At 34.2% G+C, this 18,886-nt stretch carries 14 protein-coding genes and 1 other annotated feature (1 of these 15 running past the window's edge); of the genes, 7 read left to right on the top strand and 7 right to left on the bottom strand.

From position 1 onward, the window contains the following. Window positions 1-133, bottom strand: a binding site (T-box leader) (it extends 58 nt beyond the left edge of the window). Window positions 134-203: 70 nt separating this feature from the next. Then, window positions 204-1,712 carry a histidine ammonia-lyase gene (hutH, locus tag ACW5YJ_RS01425; RefSeq protein ID WP_457338360.1) on the bottom strand — a complete coding sequence of 503 codons (1,509 nt, stop codon included), beginning with the start codon at window positions 1,710-1,712 and terminating at the stop codon, window positions 204-206. Between the two features lie 391 nt (window positions 1,713-2,103). On the opposite strand from hutH, the gene ACW5YJ_RS01420 reads away from it, so the two are divergent. Further along, window positions 2,104-2,919 (top strand): NAD(P)H-hydrate dehydratase, encoded by an 816-nt coding sequence (locus ACW5YJ_RS01420; RefSeq protein WP_017723680.1) that lies wholly within the window; start codon window positions 2,104-2,106, stop codon window positions 2,917-2,919. 44 nt (window positions 2,920-2,963) lie between these two features. Here ACW5YJ_RS01420 and gyrA read toward each other — a convergent pair whose 3' ends face one another. From gyrA to dnaA, 6 genes are all read right to left on the bottom strand, one after another. Next, entirely contained in the window at window positions 2,964-5,678 is a 2,715-nt protein-coding gene (gene gyrA / locus ACW5YJ_RS01415; protein WP_107551478.1) for a DNA gyrase subunit A, read from the bottom strand. Between the two features lie 35 nt (window positions 5,679-5,713). Beyond that, entirely contained in the window at window positions 5,714-7,648 is a 1,935-nt protein-coding gene (gyrB, locus tag ACW5YJ_RS01410; protein ID WP_182477205.1) for a DNA topoisomerase (ATP-hydrolyzing) subunit B, read from the bottom strand. Window positions 7,649-7,660: 12 nt separating this feature from the next. Further along, window positions 7,661-8,776: a DNA replication/repair protein RecF gene (gene recF / locus ACW5YJ_RS01405; protein WP_107551479.1), complete on the bottom strand. Its 1,116-nt coding sequence runs from the start codon at window positions 8,774-8,776 to the stop codon at window positions 7,661-7,663. Continuing rightward, complete coding sequence (yaaA, locus tag ACW5YJ_RS01400) at window positions 8,773-9,006, bottom strand: S4 domain-containing protein YaaA (protein WP_171914394.1); 234 nt, start codon at window positions 9,004-9,006, stop codon at window positions 8,773-8,775. The genes recF and yaaA overlap by 4 nt, the downstream gene beginning before the upstream one ends. A 678-nt stretch (window positions 9,007-9,684) precedes the next feature. Next, window positions 9,685-10,818 carry a DNA polymerase III subunit beta gene (gene dnaN / locus ACW5YJ_RS01395; RefSeq protein ID WP_026113537.1) on the bottom strand — a complete coding sequence of 378 codons (1,134 nt, stop codon included), beginning with the start codon at window positions 10,816-10,818 and terminating at the stop codon, window positions 9,685-9,687. Window positions 10,819-11,060: 242 nt separating this feature from the next. Further along, on the bottom strand, window positions 11,061-12,428 hold the full coding sequence (dnaA, locus tag ACW5YJ_RS01390) for a chromosomal replication initiator protein DnaA (RefSeq protein WP_457338359.1): 1,368 nt from the start codon (window positions 12,426-12,428) through the stop codon (window positions 11,061-11,063). Between the two features lie 734 nt (window positions 12,429-13,162). On the opposite strand from dnaA, the gene rpmH reads away from it, so the two are divergent. From rpmH to ACW5YJ_RS01360, 6 genes are all read left to right on the top strand, one after another. Continuing rightward, window positions 13,163-13,300 carry a 50S ribosomal protein L34 gene (gene rpmH, locus ACW5YJ_RS01385; protein ID WP_000240855.1) on the top strand — a complete coding sequence of 46 codons (138 nt, stop codon included), beginning with the start codon at window positions 13,163-13,165 and terminating at the stop codon, window positions 13,298-13,300. A gap of 149 nt (window positions 13,301-13,449) precedes the next feature. Then, window positions 13,450-13,797 carry a ribonuclease P protein component gene (gene rnpA / locus ACW5YJ_RS01380; protein ID WP_153672541.1) on the top strand — a complete coding sequence of 116 codons (348 nt, stop codon included), beginning with the start codon at window positions 13,450-13,452 and terminating at the stop codon, window positions 13,795-13,797. A gap of 174 nt (window positions 13,798-13,971) precedes the next feature. Next, a complete protein-coding gene (gene mnmE, locus ACW5YJ_RS01375) occupies window positions 13,972-15,351 on the top strand; it encodes a tRNA uridine-5-carboxymethylaminomethyl(34) synthesis GTPase MnmE (protein ID WP_026113536.1) in 1,380 nt (459 codons plus the stop codon). Between the two features lie 15 nt (window positions 15,352-15,366). Continuing rightward, window positions 15,367-17,244: a tRNA uridine-5-carboxymethylaminomethyl(34) synthesis enzyme MnmG gene (mnmG, locus tag ACW5YJ_RS01370; protein ID WP_017723672.1), complete on the top strand. Its 1,878-nt coding sequence runs from the start codon at window positions 15,367-15,369 to the stop codon at window positions 17,242-17,244. 1 nt (window position 17,245) lies between these two features. Beyond that, entirely contained in the window at window positions 17,246-17,965 is a 720-nt protein-coding gene (gene rsmG / locus ACW5YJ_RS01365; RefSeq protein ID WP_017723671.1) for a 16S rRNA (guanine(527)-N(7))-methyltransferase RsmG, read from the top strand. A gap of 46 nt (window positions 17,966-18,011) precedes the next feature. Next, the gene (locus ACW5YJ_RS01360; protein WP_017723670.1) at window positions 18,012-18,848 is read left to right on the top strand and encodes a ParB/RepB/Spo0J family partition protein; all 837 of its coding nucleotides are present in this window, start codon (window positions 18,012-18,014) and stop codon (window positions 18,846-18,848) included. Window positions 18,849-18,886: the final 38 nt, after the last annotated feature.

Genomic DNA, 18,886 nt, shown 5'->3' with positions numbered 1-18,886 from the left:
TCTCACAAAAATAACGGTTAAATCCGATTGTTCTCTTAATAGTAGGTAGATTCACATTAACCTTGGCTACCTGTTCACACTCAACACAGGCTCTCTGAAACCGAAAAATTAATACTACTTATCCTACGAACAATGACTTATTAAGTTAAATTAAATATAGCAAATAACATCATTTTTTTCAAGAGTGATAGTATTTATGTCAATTATATCTCATCCATATAAGCAATATCGCGCAAATATTGTGATACTGCTTCAATATCTTTATGAAATTGTCTATCTTCTGTGATAGATGGCACAATATGACGTAGTTCTTGATATTTTTCATACGTCTTAGGTGATAACTTATCAATATCTTTATATTCAACAGCTTGCAGAGCGATGATTGTTTCGATTGCCAATACACGACGAGCATTTTCAATCATTTGGTAGCCATGTCTTGAAGCTATAGTCCCCATGGAAACATGATCTTCTTGGTTAGCGGAAGACGGTATAGAATCAACACTTGCTGGGTGTGCGAGTGTTTTATTTTCTGAAACAAGACTTGCTGCAGCATACTGCATAATCATTGCACCACTTTGTAATCCCGGTTGGGGACTTAAAAAGGCCGGTAGTCCATTATTTAATTGAGGATTTACCAAGCGTTCTAGACGTCTCTCTGAAACGTTCGCTAATTCACTTACGCCTAGTTTTAAAAAGTCTAAAGCAAACGCTATAGGTTGACCATGGAAATTTCCTCCTGAGATAACAAGGGGTTCATCATCTTCATCAAATATAAGTGGATTATCATTTGCAGCATTCATTTCAAACTCTAACTTTTCCTTCACATAATTGAATACTTGGAAGCTAGCACCATGAATTTGAGGGATACAGCGCAAAGTATAAGCATCCTGCACACGTATTTCACCTTGAGTCGTCGTCAATTCTGAACCTTCCAACCAGTCTAACATCCTAGCCGCAACATCTATTTGTTCTTGGAAATTTCGAACTTTATGTACCTTGTCATTATAGGCATCTGTAATACCATTTAAAGCTTGGTGTGTAAGAGAAGCAATCCACTCCGCCTGATAACCTAGGTCTTCCGCTTCTATATAATTTATAACTCCTTGAGCAGTCATTGCTTGTGTACCATTAATCAACGCAAGCCCTTCTTTAGCTTGTAAATCTAATGCTTTGCGATTTAACTGATTTAAGACGTACCGACTGTCTACTTCTTCACCTTTATAAAAGACATTACCTTCCCCTATTAATGCTAAAGCCAAATGTGATAGTGGCGCTAAATCTCCAGAAGCACCTAATGATCCTTGTTGTGGAATAACAGGTATAATTCTTTCGTTAATGTAATAAATCAGTTGTTCTACTAAATCTATAGTTGCACCAGAGTGCCCTTTTAATAATGTATTCAATCTTAATACCATCATCACTAATGCAACTTCTTCTGAAAATGGTTTCCCTATACCACATGCGTGTGAACGAATTAAATTGACTTGTAATTGGTTGTATTCTCCTTCGTCTATACGTACATCACTAAACAAACCAAAACCAGTTGTAATTCCATAAATTGTTTCTTTATTCTCTATAATAGCTTCAACTGTTTGGCGACTCTTTTTCACACGTTCAAACGCATCTTCTGTAACTTCTACTTTATCTTCTCTATTTAAAAACTGTTTAATATCATTAATCGTTAATGTTTCCCCATTAAGTTGTAATGTCATCTTTCCATCTCCTTGATTAATATTTTTTTCTAATTATTTTGAGTATACGCTTACATTTTTTGTTGGACAATAGCTTAACCAATATCCGTAACATGGTATTAAATTACTGTTTTAATGGGATAAAGCTGTAATAAAAATAAGTTTATTGAAATTAATAATTTCTTAACGCTTTTAACTATTGACTAATAGCACAACCAGGTATAATATTTCTTATTGTATTTATAATTCTTATTACAAAAAACGAAGGAGAATTAACTGAAATACAGACCGTTCTGCAATTGTCATAATTACTTTTAAAAGCAGAACCTCTTTAATATGTTAGTCAGTTAATTTTCTTTATTAAAATACAGAACTTTACACACATTCAGTAATTTAAGAAGGAGGTTTCAATATGGAAACTTTATCATCAGTGAGCATCCCAAAGCGAAAAGATGAAACACATAAAGGTGATTATGGTAGAATTCTTTTAATTGGTGGTAATGCGAACTTAGGTGGTGCAATCATGCTTGCAGCACGAGCATGTGTATACAGTGGTAGTGGTTTAATAACAGTAGCGACTCATCCAACAAATCATGCTGCTTTGCATTCACGTTGTCCTGAGGCAATGGTAATCGATATAAATGATACAAAAATGTTAACAAAAATGATTGAAAACACAGATTGTATTTTAATCGGTCCTGGGTTAGGTTGTGACTTTAAAGGTAATAATGCAATTACTTTCCTACTTCAAAATATACAACCTCATCAAACTTTGATAGTAGATGGTGATGCTATTACGATTTTCAGTAAATTGAAACCTGAGATTCCAACTTGTAAAGTCATATTCACACCACATCAAAAAGAGTGGGAACGTTTAAGTGGTATCCCGATAGATGAACAAACTTATGAACGTAATCGTGAAGCGGTAGACCGTATTGGTGCCACAATTATACTGAAGATGCACGGTACAGAACTTTACTTTAAAGATAAAGATTACAAACTACCTATTGGTACACCAGCGATGGCCACTGGAGGCATGGGTGATACTTTATCTGGTATGATAACTAGCTTTGTTGGACAATTTAATGATATCGAAGAAGCTGTTACAAGTGCGACATATACACACAGTTTTATTGGCGAACAATTAGCTGAAAAAATGTATGTCGTTCCGCCTTCTAGACTTATTAGTGAAATTCCAATTGCTATGAAATCATTAGAAAATGAATAATACAAAAAGACCTACCTCATACGAGGTAGGTCTTTTTATTAAAGTTATTCTTCTTCATTGTCTTCATCAGTTCCATGATCCGCGTTGTCTATATCTTCATTAACACGATCCATGAAGTCTTGTCTTACTTCTTGTCGTCCATCATTGTTTGACGTATTTTCCTCGTCTTCAACTTCTGTATGAATTGCATTTCCTGGCGCATCATCTTCTACAATGGCTTCACTATTTTGTGAACCTTGTAAATCAGTTTGTGATGCGTTGTCGTTGTCTACATCAGATGCTATAGCTTCAGTGGATTCATCAACTTCTTTAATTTCATCTTCCTCATTAACTTTAGCTACTGTTGATACAATTTGGTTTTCCCCCAATTTAATCAATCTTACACCTTGAGCAGCACGGCCATTTTGCGAGATATCTTCTACATCAATACGAATAATGACGCCTGAGTTTGTTACAACCATCAGGTCTTCTTCTCCAGTTACTGAAGTAATACATACAATGTTACCATTACGCTCAGTAATTGTAGCTGTTTTTATACCTTTACCGCCACGGTTTGATAATCTGTAATCATCGACTGGGGTACGTTTACCGTATCCATTTTCAGTAACGACTAGAATCTCTTCATCGCTCTCAGCATTAGTGACATCTAAACCGACAACTTTATCATCTTCTCTAAGTGTAATACCTTTAACTCCTGCTGCTGTACGACCCAGCGGACGCAATGTAGTTTCGTTAAAGCGTATTAGTGATGCATGAGATGTACCAATCAGAATGTCTTGTTCTCCATCAGTGAGACGAACAGCAATCAGTTCATCATCATTTTTGAAGCTAATCGCAATCTTACCGTTTTTATTGATATGAGAGAAGTTACTCAATGCAGAACGCTTCACTCTACCTTTGAGTGTTGCAAATACTAAGTAATCATCTTCACTTTCTAAGTCTTTAACGGCAATCATAGTACTGATTGATTCGTCATTATCGAGTTCAATCGCATTGACTACTGGAATACCTTTAGACTGACGTGATAACTCAGGCACTTCATAACCTTTAAGTTTGTACACGCGTCCTTTATTAGTAAAGAACAATACATTATCGTGTGTACTTAACGTTACGAGTTGACTAACAAAGTCTTCCTCAAGTGTATTCATACCTTGTACGCCACGTCCACCACGATGTTGCGCTCTATACGTAGAAACTGGTAAACGTTTAATATAGTTATTGTGACTTAATGTAATCACGATTTGTTCTTCAGGTATTAAATCTTCATCTTCGATATCATCTAGTCCGCCAAGTTGAATTTCAGATCTGCGTTCATCACCGTAACGTTCACGTATATCGATTAATTCATTGCGGACGATTTGTAATAATTTTTCTTCATCAGCAAGAATCTCTTTTAATTCCTCAATATATGCTATCAATTCATTATATTCAGATTCAATCTTGTCTCGCTCTAAACCTGTCAAACGTCTTAAACGCATGTCTAAGATAGCTTGAGCTTGACGTTCAGATAATTTAAATTGTTCTTGTAAGCTAGCCATCGCTACTTTATCAGTTTCTGATTCACGGATCACTCGAATGATTTCATCGATATGATCTAATGCAATTCTTAGCCCTTCTAAAATATGTGCGCGATCTAATGCTTTCTTCAAGTTGTATTCTGTACGTCTACGTACTACTACTTTTTGATGCTCTAAATATTCTTCTAAAGCTTCTTTCAATGAAATTAATTTAGGTCTGCCGTTAACTAAAGCAATCATATTCACACCAAATGATGTTTGTAATGGAGTTTGTTTGTATAAATTATTTAGTACGACACTTGCGTTTGCATCTTTACGAATATCAATAACAACACGTACACCTGTACGTAAACTTGTTTCGTCACGTAAATCTGTGATACCTTCAATCTTTTTATCACGTGCTAATTCTGCAATTTTTTCAATCATACGTGCTTTATTTACTTGATATGGAACTTCTGTAACGACAATGCGTTGACGTCCACCACCACGTTCTTCAATTTCAGCACGAGAACGCATTTGAATAGATCCACGGCCTGTTTCAAAGGCACGACGAATACCACTCTTTCCAAGTATAATTCCCGCCGTTGGGAAGTCAGGGCCTTGAACATCTTCCATCAATTCCGCAATAGTAATATCAGGGTTATAACTTAAACTCAATACACCATTAATAACTTCTGTTAAATTATGTGGTGGAATATTTGTAGCCATACCTACTGCAATCCCTGAAGCACCATTAACTAGTAAGTTTGGGAACCTTGATGGTAAGACTGCTGGCTCTCTCTCATTACCATCGTAGTTATCTATAAAATCAATCGTATCTTTGTTTATATCTCTAAGCATTTCTAATGTAATCTTAGACATACGTGCTTCAGTATAACGCATCGCCGCTGCGCCATCGCCATCCATTGAACCAAAGTTACCTTGTCCATCAATTAAAGGATATCGATAGCTGAAGTCTTGTGCCATTCTTACCATCGCTTCATAAATAGATGAGTCACCATGTGGGTGATATTTACCCATTACGTCCCCAACAATACGGGCAGACTTCTTGTATGACTTATCTGGTGTCATACCTTGTTCATGTAAACCATACAATATACGTCGATGTACTGGTTTCAAACCATCTCTAACATCTGGTAAAGCACGCGATACAATAACGCTCATCGCATAATCTAAAAATGATTCGCGCATCTCACTCGTTATATTTCGTTCATTAATTCTTGATTCAGGTAATTCAGCCATCAAGATATCCTCCTTCAAAAATTCAGTTCATTCTATTAGAAATCTAGGTTGGCATAGACTGCGTTATCTTCAATAAACTGTCTACGATTCTCAACAACATCTCCCATGAGCATTTCAAAAACTTGATCTGCCTCTATCGCATCATCTAATGATACTTGTAACATAGCTCTATTTTCTGGGTTCATTGTTGTTTCCCACAATTGGTCTGCGTTCATTTCACCAAGACCTTTATAACGTGCAATTGACCATTTCGGTGTAGGATCTAACTCAGCTTTAAGTTTTTCCAACTCACGTTCATTAAACACATAATATTTTTGTTTACCTTGTGTCAATTTGAATAAAGGTGGTTGAGCAATATATACATAGCCTGCTTCTATTAACGGTCTCATAAAGCGATAGAAGAATGTTAATAGCAACGTTCTAATATGCGCACCATCGACGTCAGCATCAGTCATCAGTACAATTTTGTGGTAACGAGCTTTGCTTAAATCAAATTCTCCACCAATACCTGTACCAAATGCTGTAATCATAGAACGGATTTCATTATTATTTAATATTCTATCTAAGCGAGCTTTTTCAACGTTTAATATCTTACCACGTAATGGCAAAATCGCTTGCGTTTCTGAGTCTCTACCTGATTTTGTAGACCCACCGGCAGAGTCACCCTCTACTATAAAGATTTCACTTCTGGAAGGATCTTTACTAGAACAATCTGCAAGTTTACCAGGTAAACTCGAAATTTCTAAAGCAGATTTACGACGTGTCACTTCGCGTGCTTTTTTCGCAGCAAGACGTGCGTGAGAAGCCATAATACCTTTTTCAACAACAATGCGTCCTACTTGCGGATGCTCTAATAAGAAGCGCTCGAACAACTCAGAGAATAATTTATCAACGACTTGACGTACCTCAGAGTTACCTAATTTTGTTTTTGTTTGCCCTTCAAATTGAGGATCACCATGTTTGATTGAGACAATCGCTGTTAAACCTTCACGTGTATCTTCACCTGAAAGTCTCTCTTTATCATCTTTGATAATTTTACTACTTATCCCATAACTATTTAATACACGAGAAAGTGCTCGTTTAAAGCCTTCTTCATGTGTACCACCTTCATAAGTGTGTATATTATTCGCATAAGTTAATAAGTTAGTTGCAAAGCCTTTGTTGTATTGTAATGCAATTTCAACCTCAATATCATCTTTTGTTTGATGGACATATATAGGCTCTTCATGTAATGGCTCTTTGTTTTCATTTAACATCTCAACATAAGACTTAATACCACCTTCATAGTGATAAGTGTCTTCTCTTACTTCTTCACCACGTTCATCTCTTAAAGTAATTGAAATACCTTTATTTAAGAAAGCAAGTTCTCTTGTACGTTGTTGCAATGTCTCATAGTGATATTCAGTCGTCTCTGTAAAAATCTCAGGATCAGCTTTAAAGCGAATCACTGTACCAGTATTATCATCATCTGTTTCTTCAACTACTTTCAAATCGAATTGAGGAACACCCTTTTTATAAGCTTGATGATAGACTTGACGATCTTTATATACATAAACTTCCAGGTCTTCAGATAAAGCGTTTACTACAGAAGAACCTACACCATGTAGACCACCAGAAACTTTGTATCCGCCACCGCCGAATTTACCACCGGCATGAAGTACTGTTAAAATAACTTCAACTGCTGGGCGTCCCATTTTTTCTTGTATACCAACCGGGATACCACGCCCATTATCTGTTACTTTAATCCAATTATCTTTTTCAATAACAACTTCGATTTGGTTAGCATACCCTGCAAGTGCTTCATCAATACTATTATCGACAATTTCCCATACAAGATGGTGTAAACCTTTTTCTGAAGTTGATCCTATATACATACCAGGTCTTTTACGTACCGCTTCTAGACCTTCTAATACTTGTATCTGTCCAGCACCATAATCTTCCGTGTTGTTCACATCTGACAATGCTTCCACCTTCACTTTCTGTTACTTTATAATTTCGCCTTGGTTAATGCGATAAAGTTTAGCGTTTTTCATAATTTCATGTTCTATACCATCTACGGATGTCGTCGTTACAAAAGTCTGCACTTTATGTTGAATAGTGCTCAATAAATGAGATTGACGCGAATCATCTAATTCACTTAATACATCATCTAGCAATAATATTGGATACTCACCGACTTCAATATTCATCAACTCAATTTCTGCGAGTTTTATTGATAGTGCTGTTGTTCGCTGTTGACCTTGCGAACCGTATGTCTGAGCGTCCATACCATTTACATTAAAACCTAAATCATCTCTGTGAGGGCCATATAAACATACGCCTCTGTCTTTCTCGCGTTCCATATTGTCATTAAGTAAGGTTAAGACTTCCTCTAAGCGTTCCGTCTCACTTTGTTCTTCATCTGCCAATTTAATACTTGGCAAGTACTCTAATGACAATGTTTCACGTTCATTGGTAATACCAGAATGGATAGGTTTAGCTAGTGATTCAAGTTCTTTAATAAAATGTTCACGTCTTTGTGTAATTTTGAGCGCATACTCTGCAAATTGTTGATTTAAGACTTCTAGCATTGTACTGTCCGTCTTTTGACCATATTGCAGTTGCTTCAAATAATTATTTTTTTGTTTTAAAATCCTCTGATATTGTGATAAATCATTTAAATATACTGCAGATATTTGACCAAGTTCCATATCTATAAATCTGCGTCTAACTTGTGGTGATCCTTTGACAATGTTTAAATCTTCAGGCGCAAACAATACGACATTTAAATGACCTATATATTGTGTCAGTCTACTTTGCTCTAAGTGATTGATTTTAACTTGCTTGCCTTTTTTGGTAATATACATCGTTAAAGGCATCTCGCCATATCTATAGCTAAGTTCACCTTCTATTTTAGCATAATCGCTATTGAAACGTATCAGTTCTTTGTCATTAGATGTTCGATGGCTTTTTGCTAATGCTAAGGTATATATTGATTCAAGTAAGTTTGTCTTCCCTTGAGCATTTTCACCGATCAAAATATTTACGTCAGGATGACAATTTAAACTGATTGACTCGTAATTTCGATAATGCTCTAGTTGGAGTTTCTTTAATTTCATTCTTCACCTTGATGTAAAATCAAAAATGAACCGACTTCTGGTATAACAATGCTATCTCTATGATTTAATTTTTTACCACGACGTGTTTCACGCTCGTCATTAATCATGACGTCAAAATCTTGTAAGAACCATTTTGCTTGTCCGCCAGATTCGATAATACCTTCTGTCTTTAGAAATTGTCCTAAAGTAATGTCCCCATCAACGATTACCTCTTCAACCAAATCAATCACTCCATTTCTTTTAAGCTCACTTATATATTATACCTTTTTTTGCGAAAAATTTCATGTAAAATACAGTGAGTAAGCGATTTCTTCCAACTTATTTTAACTATTTTTTTATATTTAGTTTCAAAGTTGTTTATAACAGCTCTTTACTAGTAATATTATATCAAAAATTAATGATTAATAATCTATTTCTTTAAAATTAATATCAATCTATCTCCAAATCATTATTTAAAAACAAATTATAAAGTGTTGCTATAAAATTCATAATTTTTATGCACTTAACTAAAAATTGCATTTTAAGCTATTTTTAGCGTATTTTTTTTGGTTATGATGTTTGGGCCCACTAATATCTATTTTGGGCTTATATTGGCCCTCTATATGCCTCTAATCATTAAAATTTATTTTATCTTCTCTTAATTCGCTCACTTTTTTAGCATTATCCTTTCTTGTATACACGTTTCAATGCGTCACATTTCTTTTTATTTTTGTTGAAATCCCATAAAAAAAGGAACGGACAGAAACCAACGTACAAATTGGTTTCATAGTCTCGCTCCTGCAAAGTTAATTAGCCAGTTAATAAAATTGTTTAAATATGCCTTAGTTAACTGTTTCATGCTATGCATATCTCATTATATGCTGCTTAATTTAGTTGCTATGGCTCACTTATTCACATTTTATACTAATTTAGTATGTTCTAATTGGTAAAATAAGTTGAGTAACTGAGTCATCATCTTTTGGTTTTAAAATAAATGGCTTCATAGTTCCGAAAAATTCTATTTCCACTTCATCATTATCAATGGCTTTAAGTGCATCCATCATATATTTTGAATTGAAAGAAATTTTTAAGTTACCACCATCTACATTACTTGCTTTAACTTCTTCATTCACAGTACCTATTTCTGGAGATGTCGAAGATAATTCTACTAATTCATTACCTGTGCTTAATTTTATTACATTATTTCCGCCTTCACGCGCTAATAATGATGCACGATCAATTGCATGATAGAACTCACCGTTATCAATGCCTAACTTAATTTCGTAATTCTCTGGGAATAAACGAGATGTATCAGGATAATGACCTTCTAATAAACGTGAAATAAAGTTTACATTACCTACTTTGAAAAGTACTTGATTAGATGCAAAGAAAATGTCGATATCGTCTTCGTTGTCAGACATAATTTTATTTAATTCAGACAATGCCTTACCTGGAATGATGACATTTTTATTTTCAGAATCGTCTTCTAACGCTACTTTTCTCACAGCCAGGCGGTGTGAATCTGTAGCTGTGCATATTAATTCATTATCTTGTATAAGCCAGTTGACACCAGTTAGTACTGGGCGTGTTTCTGAGGTGGACACTGCGAAATTCGTTTGTGCTATCACGTTTTTAAGTACTTTAACTGACAATTGAATTGCATCATCACGAGAAACTTGTGGTAATAATGGGTATTGATCAGGATCTAAACCACTTAAGTTAAATTCAGAATGACCAGATGTTATTAATGTTTGGAATTGTTCATTGGTAGACAATTTAACTTCTTTACCTGGTAATTTTTTAATAATATCTACAAAGAAACGACCAGGAAGTACCACTGAACCAGTTTCTGCAATTTCAATAATAGTTTCACCATCAACTTGTTTAGGTATAGTGATTTCTATTGATATTTCTGAATCCGATCCAGTAAGTATTACTTCGTTATTTTTAACTTCAATTTTTATACCAGTTAAGATTGGTAATGTTGTTCTTGGTGAGATGGCTTTTAACGTGTCATTTAATTGATTAATAAAATAATCTCTTCTAATTGTGAATTCCATCATATTAAACTCCTTCCAGTCGTTTATATATTAAATTATATAGGTTTTAAAACAGTAGTAATAGTAGTAGGGCTTGTGGATTAGGGGATAACTCAAATTTAAGTGATGGCGTCACCCTTTCAAAGGTGTGGATAACTTGTGCACAGTGTGTATGACTTTTACACATTATCCACAATTCACAAAAATAGTTCCATCATGTTATTCCTCAAATAAACTACAATAAAACTGTTATAGTACAGAATGTTTTACTGATTTCTTATTTCTTTTTCTAAATTTTCAACTTCTTGCTTAAAAGTTGGATCATTTTGTATATCTTTTACGATTTTTTCGTGTGCATGAATAACAGTAGTATGATCACGTCCACCAAATTCTTCGCCAATTTTAGGAAGTGAAAAATCTGTTAGTTCACGAGAAAGATACATCGCAATTTGTCTAGGATAAGCAATTGATTTTGTACGTTTTTTTGCGCTAAAGTCTTCAATTTTCACACTATAGTATTGGCCGACAATTTTTTGAATATCTTGTATGGTGATCTTTTTAGATTTAGGTGCTTGAATAATATCTTTCAACGCTGCAGCTGTTAATTCAGTTGTAATAGGTTGACCTTGTAATTTCGAAAATGCTAATACACGAGTTAACGCACCTTCAAGTTCACGAATATTTGACTGAATTTGATTTGCGATATAGGTAAGTGCTTCAGTCGGAATATCTAAGTTTTCTTCGCCAATTTTTTTCTGTAAAATTGCCATTCTTGTTTCATAATCAGGCGGCGTAATGTCAACAATTAGTCCCCATTCAAAACGTGAACGTAGTCGATCTTCAAGTTTAGCAATTTCTTTAGGTGGTCTATCACTGGAAATAACAATTTGCTTATTTGCTTGATGTAATTCATTAAACGTATGGAAGAATTCTTCCTGTGTTTGTTCTTTATTTTGAATAAATTGAATATCATCAATGAGAAGTACATCAATATTACGATATTTTTCTCTAAAACGTTCAGTCTTATTATCTCGGATAGATTTAATAAATTCATTGGTAAATTTTTCACTTGAAGTATAAATAACTTTAGCATCAGGATTGTTTGCTAATACATAATGTCCGATCGCATGCATCAAATGGGTTTTACCTAAACCAACGCCACCATAAATAAATAATGGATTGTATGCTTGTGCAGGCGCTTCAGCAACTGCAAGGCTTGCTGCGTGAGGAAATCTGTTGCCAGGTCCAATAACAAATGTTTCAAATGTATTATGTGTATTGAATTGTTCTCCGCCAATAGCAGCTTCATCTACTCCAGGTGTATATTCTTTTTTGAATTGCTCAACCTCATTAGTTTCTTGATTTTTACTTGGATTTAAGTTTTCCAATTCATCTTCTGTATAGAAAACAGGCATAATTTCATGACCAATTGCTTCGTATAAGGCACTTTGAACAATTTCAACGTAATTCGATTTTAACCAATTAGCAACAAAAGGATCATCTATAACTACAATGGCTTCATTGTTTTGTAGTTGATAAAGTTTCGTATCTTTAAGAAAAGTTTGATAGCTAGGATAACTAACTTTTTCTTGAGCTAAGGTTAGAACTCTTTCCCAAATTTCTTTTTCTGACATAATAACTAACTCCAACTTTCGTAAATTTTAAAAGTTATACACAAAAGTAACAAGTGTAATTAAAAAGAATCACAGCCTGTTGATAATTATCCACAAGTTACACACAATCGGTGGATAACTAATCTAGTTCTATGATTTATACACAGACTTTTACAATATAATTTAATAAATTAAACCCTGTATCTATCAATATCTACACGACTTATCCACACAATTATACTTTTTAACATGAACCTCTGTCAAATGGGTGTGAATATGTTGTTAAATTGTATGGAATCCTGTGAATAATATATATTTTATCCACAAATATGTATCGTACCACTGTGTATAAGTGGATAACTTTAAGGAATAAACAGTATATCAAATTTTTAGCGTTTTGTGGGCTTGGGAAATAATTTATAAAATATGTATGAAAAATGTATAATGGAAATTAGGGATAAATGGTTATGTATAAAAGGGGAGTATGATACAATTCAACAACAATATTGAAGTGATAGTTGTTAAGTTTCTTCAATATAAATAGTAAAAGAAATAGTATTATTGCTCTGAAGCTATTTTAAAAGAGTCACTCAAATTGATACTTGCTTTATAAAATATATTTTGTTATATTGTAGTAGTTGCTTGAATTATGACTAGAAATTAATAACAGTTAAATCAAGACTTAAAGGCAGAAACGTATATTAATTTATCTATTATAATAGTATAGAACCGAATAAAGATGGAGGTGTTTTTGCATGGTAAAACGTACTTATCAACCAAATAAACGTAAACATAGTAAAGTTCATGGTTTCAGAAAACGCATGAGCACAAAAAATGGTCGTAAAGTCTTGGCGCGTCGTCGTCGTAAAGGCCGTAAAGTATTATCAGCATAAGATCACTGACTCATCAGTGGTCTTTTTTTTGGTTTTAATTTAGCAAAATGATTAGTGAATACGCTGAATTTAATTGCTGTTTTAAGACAATTATAGATATATAACATATATATATGAATATATGTAATGAATAGATAAGTGAGTGATGTTTGGTGGAGAAAGCGTACCGAATTAAAAAGAATAGTGATTTTCAATTCATTTATAAAAAAGGGAAATCAGTAGCTAATAAACAGTTTGTAGTATATACAAAAGTTAATAAAGAGCTAGAACATTTTCGATTAGGTATTAGTGTTTCTAAAAAGTTGGGTAATGCAGTTGTTAGAAATCGGATTAAGAGAGCGATTAGAGAAAACTTTAAAGTTCATAAGGAAAATATTATACCAATAGAAATTATTGTAATTGCAAGGCAACCAGCAAAACATATGGACACTTTACAAATACAGTCTAGCTTAGAACATGTTTTGAAAATAGCGAAAGTTTTTAATAAGCGTATTTAGGCAGGGCAGGGGAAGCTAAAATAAGACTGAAGTAAGACTGACATCAGACAAACCTTAGGCTAGCTTTTGATGTATTTTTAAATTTTTCGAAACAATATGTTCGCTTTTTAATAGGAAAGTCTTTAAAATATTATAATGACAAAAAATGAGTTCAACAAGGAGGCGAGATGGATGATGGATTTAGATACGATAACGAGTATATCCACGCCAATGGGTGAAGGGGCAATAGGAATCGTACGTTTATCTGGTATTGATTCAGTAGAAATTGCAGATAAGTTATTTAAGGGTAAAGAAAAGCTTGAAGATGTGGCATCTCATACCATTAATTATGGTCATATAATTGATCCTGAATCAAATGAAGTAGTAGAAGAAGTTATGGTCAGTGTATTAAGAGCACCTAAAACTTTTACAAGAGAAGATATTGTTGAAATAAACTGTCATGGCGGTATTTTGACAATAAATAGGATATTAGAATTAACAATGACATATGGTGCTCGTATGGCAGAACCGGGTGAATACACAAAACGTGCGTTTTTAAATGGTCGTATTGATTTATCTCAAGCCGAAGCAGTTATGGATTTTATTCGTTCTAAGACCGATCGCGCATCTAAAGTTGCAATGAATCAAATAGAAGGTCGTTTAAGTGATATGATTAAACGACAGCGACAATCCATTCTCGAAATTCTCGCACAAGTTGAAGTTAATATAGATTATCCAGAATATGATGATGTAGAAGATGCTACAACAGAAGTCTTATTGGATAAATCTAATAAAATTAAAACTGAAATTAATAAATTACTTGATACAGGTACGCAAGGTAAGATTATGAGAGAAGGCTTAGCTACAGTAATAGTCGGTAAACCAAATGTAGGTAAATCATCTATGCTTAATAATCTTATTCAAGATAACAAGGCTATAGTGACCGAAGTACCTGGAACAACAAGAGATACATTAGAAGAATACGTTAATGTAAGAGGCGTGCCATTAAGGCTTGTAGACACAGCTGGAATACGTGAGACTGAAGATATTGTAGAACGTATTGGTGTAGAGCGTTCTAGAAAAGCACTTGGCGAAGCTGATTTAATCTTATTTGTACTTAATTATAATGAGCGATTAACTGAAGAAGACCGTAAATTATACGAAGTTATTAAAAACGAAGATGCCATTGTCATCGTAAATAAGATGGACTTAGACAAACAATTAGATTTAGATGAAGTTAAAGAAATGATTGGCGATATGCCGTTGATACAAACGTCTATGTTAAAACAAGAAGGCATTGACCAATTAGAAATACAAATCAGAGATTTATTCTTTGGTGGCGATGTTCAAAACCAAGATATGACATATGTATCGAATTCAAGGCATATCTCGTTACTGAAACAGGCAAGAAATACAATTCAAGATGCTATAGACGCAGCAGAAACAGGCATACCAATGGATATGATACAGATAGACTTAACTAGAACTTGGGAAATTTTAGGTGAAATTATCGGAGAATCTGCAAGTGATGAATTGATTGATCAATTATTTAGTCAATTCTGCTTAGGAAAATAATAAGGAGGAAAAATTATGGCTCAAGAATATGATGTAATAGTAATAGGAGCCGGGCATGCTGGTATTGAGGCAGGACTTGCCTCAGCGAGACGTGGTGCCAAAACGTTAATGTTAACAATTAACCTAGATAACATTGCGTTTATGCCATGTAACCCATCAGTTGGTGGCCCAGCAAAAGGTATTGTTGTACGTGAAATTGACGCATTAGGCGGTCAAATGGCCAAGACAATTGATAAAACACACATTCAAATGCGCATGTTAAATACTGGTAAAGGACCAGCAGTTAGAGCTTTGCGTGCTCAAGCTGATAAAGTGTTATATCAACAAGAAATGAAGAAAGTTATTGAAGATGAAGACAACCTTGATATTATGCAAGGTATGGTAGACGATTTAATTATTGAAGACGATGTAATTAAAGGTGTGCGTACTAATATTGGAACAGAATACTGGGCAGAGGCAGTAATCATCACAACAGGTACGTTTTTACGTGGAGAGATTATACTAGGAAACATGAAGTATTCTAGTGGTCCAAACCACCAATTACCGTCTATTTCACTTGCTGATAACTTAAGAGGACTTGGATTTGATGTAGTTAGATTCAAAACAGGAACACCACCACGTGTTAATGCAAAAACAATTGATTACTCTAAAACAGAAATTCAACCAGGTGATGACGTGGGTAGAGCATTTAGTTTTGAAACAACAGAGTATATTTTAGATCAATTACCATGTTGGTTAACGTATACAAATGGTGATACACACCAAGTAATTGATGATAATTTACATTTATCAGCTATGTACTCAGGTATGATTAAAGGTACTGGTCCAAGATACTGTCCTTCAATTGAAGATAAGTTTGTTCGTTTCAATGATAAACCGCGTCATCAGTTATTCTTAGAACCAGAAGGTAGAAATACAAATGAAGTTTATGTTCAAGGTTTATCAACAAGTTTACCAGAACATGTCCAACGTCAAATGCTAGAAACTATTCCTGGCTTAGAAAAAGCGGACATGATGCGTGCAGGGTACGCAATTGAATACGATGCGCTAGTACCTACACAATTATGGCCAACACTTGAAACTAAAAAAATAAAAAACTTATATACAGCTGGTCAAATTAATGGGACTTCTGGTTATGAAGAAGCGGCCGGCCAAGGTATTATGGCAGGTATTAATGCAGCAGCCAGAGTTCAAGGTAAAGAAGAAGTCATATTAAGTCGTTCTGATGCTTATATCGGTGTACTTATAGATGACCTTATTACTAAAGGTACGAATGAACCTTATCGTTTATTAACTTCTCGTGCAGAATATCGTTTACTGTTAAGACATGACAATGCTGATTTACGTTTAACAGACTTAGGTTATGAATTAGGTATGGTTTCTGAAGAACGTTATGCACGCTTCAATGAAAAACGCGACATGATTAAAGCAGAACAAGAACGTCTACAGGGCATTCGTGTTAAACCAAATGAACGTGTACAAGCAATTATTGAAGCACAAGGCGGTTCACGTCTAAAAGATGGTATATTAGCTTTAGAATTACTACGCCGTCCAGAAATGACATATGATTTAATCCTTGAAATCTTAGATGAATCACATCAATTACCTTCAGATGTTGAAGAACAAGTTGAAATTCAAACAAAATATGAAGGATATATCAATAAGTCATTACAACAAGTTGAAAAAGTTAAACGTATGGAAGAGAAGAAAATTCCAGAGGATTTAGACTATAGCAAAGTAGATAGTTTAGCTACGGAAGCAAGAGAAAAATTAGCAGAAGTTAAGCCTTTAAATATTGCGCAAGCTTCTCGTATTTCAGGTGTGAATCCAGCCGATATTTCAATCTTACTTGTATTTCTTGAACAAGGTAAAATTCAAAGGGTGAATAATTAAAATGAGTGTAACATGGTTAACTAAGCAACTCAGTACACATGGAATTGAACTTTCAGACAAACAACAACAACAGTTTCAAACGTATTATCAAATGCTTGTAGAGTGGAATGAAAAAATGAATCTGACAAGTATTACAGAGGAACATGAAGTATATTTGAAACATTTTTATGATTCAATTGCGGCTAGTTTTTATACGGATTTAACTAAAGAATTAACAATATGTGACATAGGTGCTGGTGCTGGTTTTCCTAGCATTCCTTTAAAAATTATTTTTCCAAATTTAAAAGTTACGATTGTAGATTCATTGAATAAGCGAATACATTTTTTAAACCAACTGGCAGATGCTTTAGATTTAGAGCGTGTTAGTTTTGTACATGATCGTGCTGAAACATTTGGCAAGGGAGTCTACAGGGAGTCTTATGATATTGTGACTGCACGTGCAGTTGCAAGACTTTCGGTATTGAGTGAATTGTGTATTCCATTAGTTAAAAAGGGTGGGCAATTTATTGCTTTAAAATCTTCTAAAGGTGAAGAAGAATTGGAAGAAGCACGTTTTGGTATAGGTGTCCTAGGTGGTAAAGTTTTGGATACCATTTCATACGAATTACCTGAAAACGCAGGTGAAAGACAGATGATTATCATTGATAAAAGAAGTCAAACACCTAAGAAATATCCAAGAAAACCAGGAACGCCGAATAAGTCACCGTTACTTGAAAAATAGAAAGAATTCAATTCAATACAATTAATTTAGAGGGAGCGCATAATAAATGAAGAAACCTTTTTCTAAATTATTTGGTTTAAAGAACAAAGATGACATTGTTGGTTATATTGAAGAGGATCATAATAACGTTGAATCTATTCATACCGAACGCATTGTGCCAAACCGTTATCAACCGAGACAAGTATTTGAGCCAAATAAGATTAAAGAACTCGCAGAATCTATAGAAGAACATGGTTTGCTACAACCGATTGTAGTACGTCCAATCGAAGAAGATATGTTTGAAATCATCGCAGGTGAACGTAGATTTAGAGCGTTACAAACACTCAATAAAACACATGCGGAAGTAATTATCAGATATTTAGATGATGAAGAAACGGCTGTAGTAGCTTTAATTGAAAATATTCAACGTGAAAATCTATCTGTTATAGAAGAAGCGGAAGCATATAAGAAGCTATTAGATATTGGTGATACCACGCAGAGTGAATTGGCCAAAAGTGTTGGTAAAAGCCAAAGTTTTATAGCAAATAAATTAAGACTATTAAAACTAGCGCCTAAAGTAATAGAGCGTCTACGTGAAGGTAAGATTACAGAGCGTCACGCACGTGCGATGTTAAGTTTATCAGAAGAAGATCAAGTTGACTTGGTCGAAACAGTTATTAGCCAAAAACTAAATGTTAAACAAACAGAAGCACGAGTTAAACAAAAACTTGGTCCTGAAAAAGTTAAAGCCCGTAGATTTGAGTTTGAAAAAGACTTAACTGATGCTCGTGAAGCAGTTGGTCAAAGCTTAGAGTCTATTGAAAAAAGTGGTATTAAATTCGAACATCAAGCTAAAGATCACGATGATTACTATGAAATTAAAATAAAATTATATAAATATTAGATTTATAAAGGTCGAGACAAATGGATGTCTCGACCTCA

This window comes from Staphylococcus sp. mip270_02 (assembly GCF_054031535.1).
This window is presented reverse-complemented; position numbering and strand designations above follow the sequence as displayed.

Coding starts and splice junctions, on each gene's coding strand:
- hutH (WP_457338360.1), bottom strand. CDS start 1,712: ATGACATTACAACTTAATGGGGAAACATTAACGATTAATGATATTAAA.
- ACW5YJ_RS01420 (WP_017723680.1), top strand. CDS start 2,104: ATGGAAACTTTATCATCAGTGAGCATCCCAAAGCGAAAAGATGAAACA.
- gyrA (WP_107551478.1), bottom strand. CDS start 5,678: ATGGCTGAATTACCTGAATCAAGAATTAATGAACGAAATATAACGAGT.
- recF (WP_107551479.1), bottom strand. CDS start 8,776: ATGAAATTAAAGAAACTCCAACTAGAGCATTATCGAAATTACGAGTCA.
- dnaN (WP_026113537.1), bottom strand. CDS start 10,818: ATGATGGAATTCACAATTAGAAGAGATTATTTTATTAATCAATTAAAT.
- dnaA (WP_457338359.1), bottom strand. CDS start 12,428: ATGTCAGAAAAAGAAATTTGGGAAAGAGTTCTAACCTTAGCTCAAGAA.
- rpmH (WP_000240855.1), top strand. CDS start 13,163: ATGGTAAAACGTACTTATCAACCAAATAAACGTAAACATAGTAAAGTT.
- mnmE (WP_026113536.1), top strand. CDS start 13,972: ATGGATTTAGATACGATAACGAGTATATCCACGCCAATGGGTGAAGGG.
- mnmG (WP_017723672.1), top strand. CDS start 15,367: ATGGCTCAAGAATATGATGTAATAGTAATAGGAGCCGGGCATGCTGGT.
- rsmG (WP_017723671.1), top strand. CDS start 17,246: ATGAGTGTAACATGGTTAACTAAGCAACTCAGTACACATGGAATTGAA.
- ACW5YJ_RS01360 (WP_017723670.1), top strand. CDS start 18,012: ATGAAGAAACCTTTTTCTAAATTATTTGGTTTAAAGAACAAAGATGAC.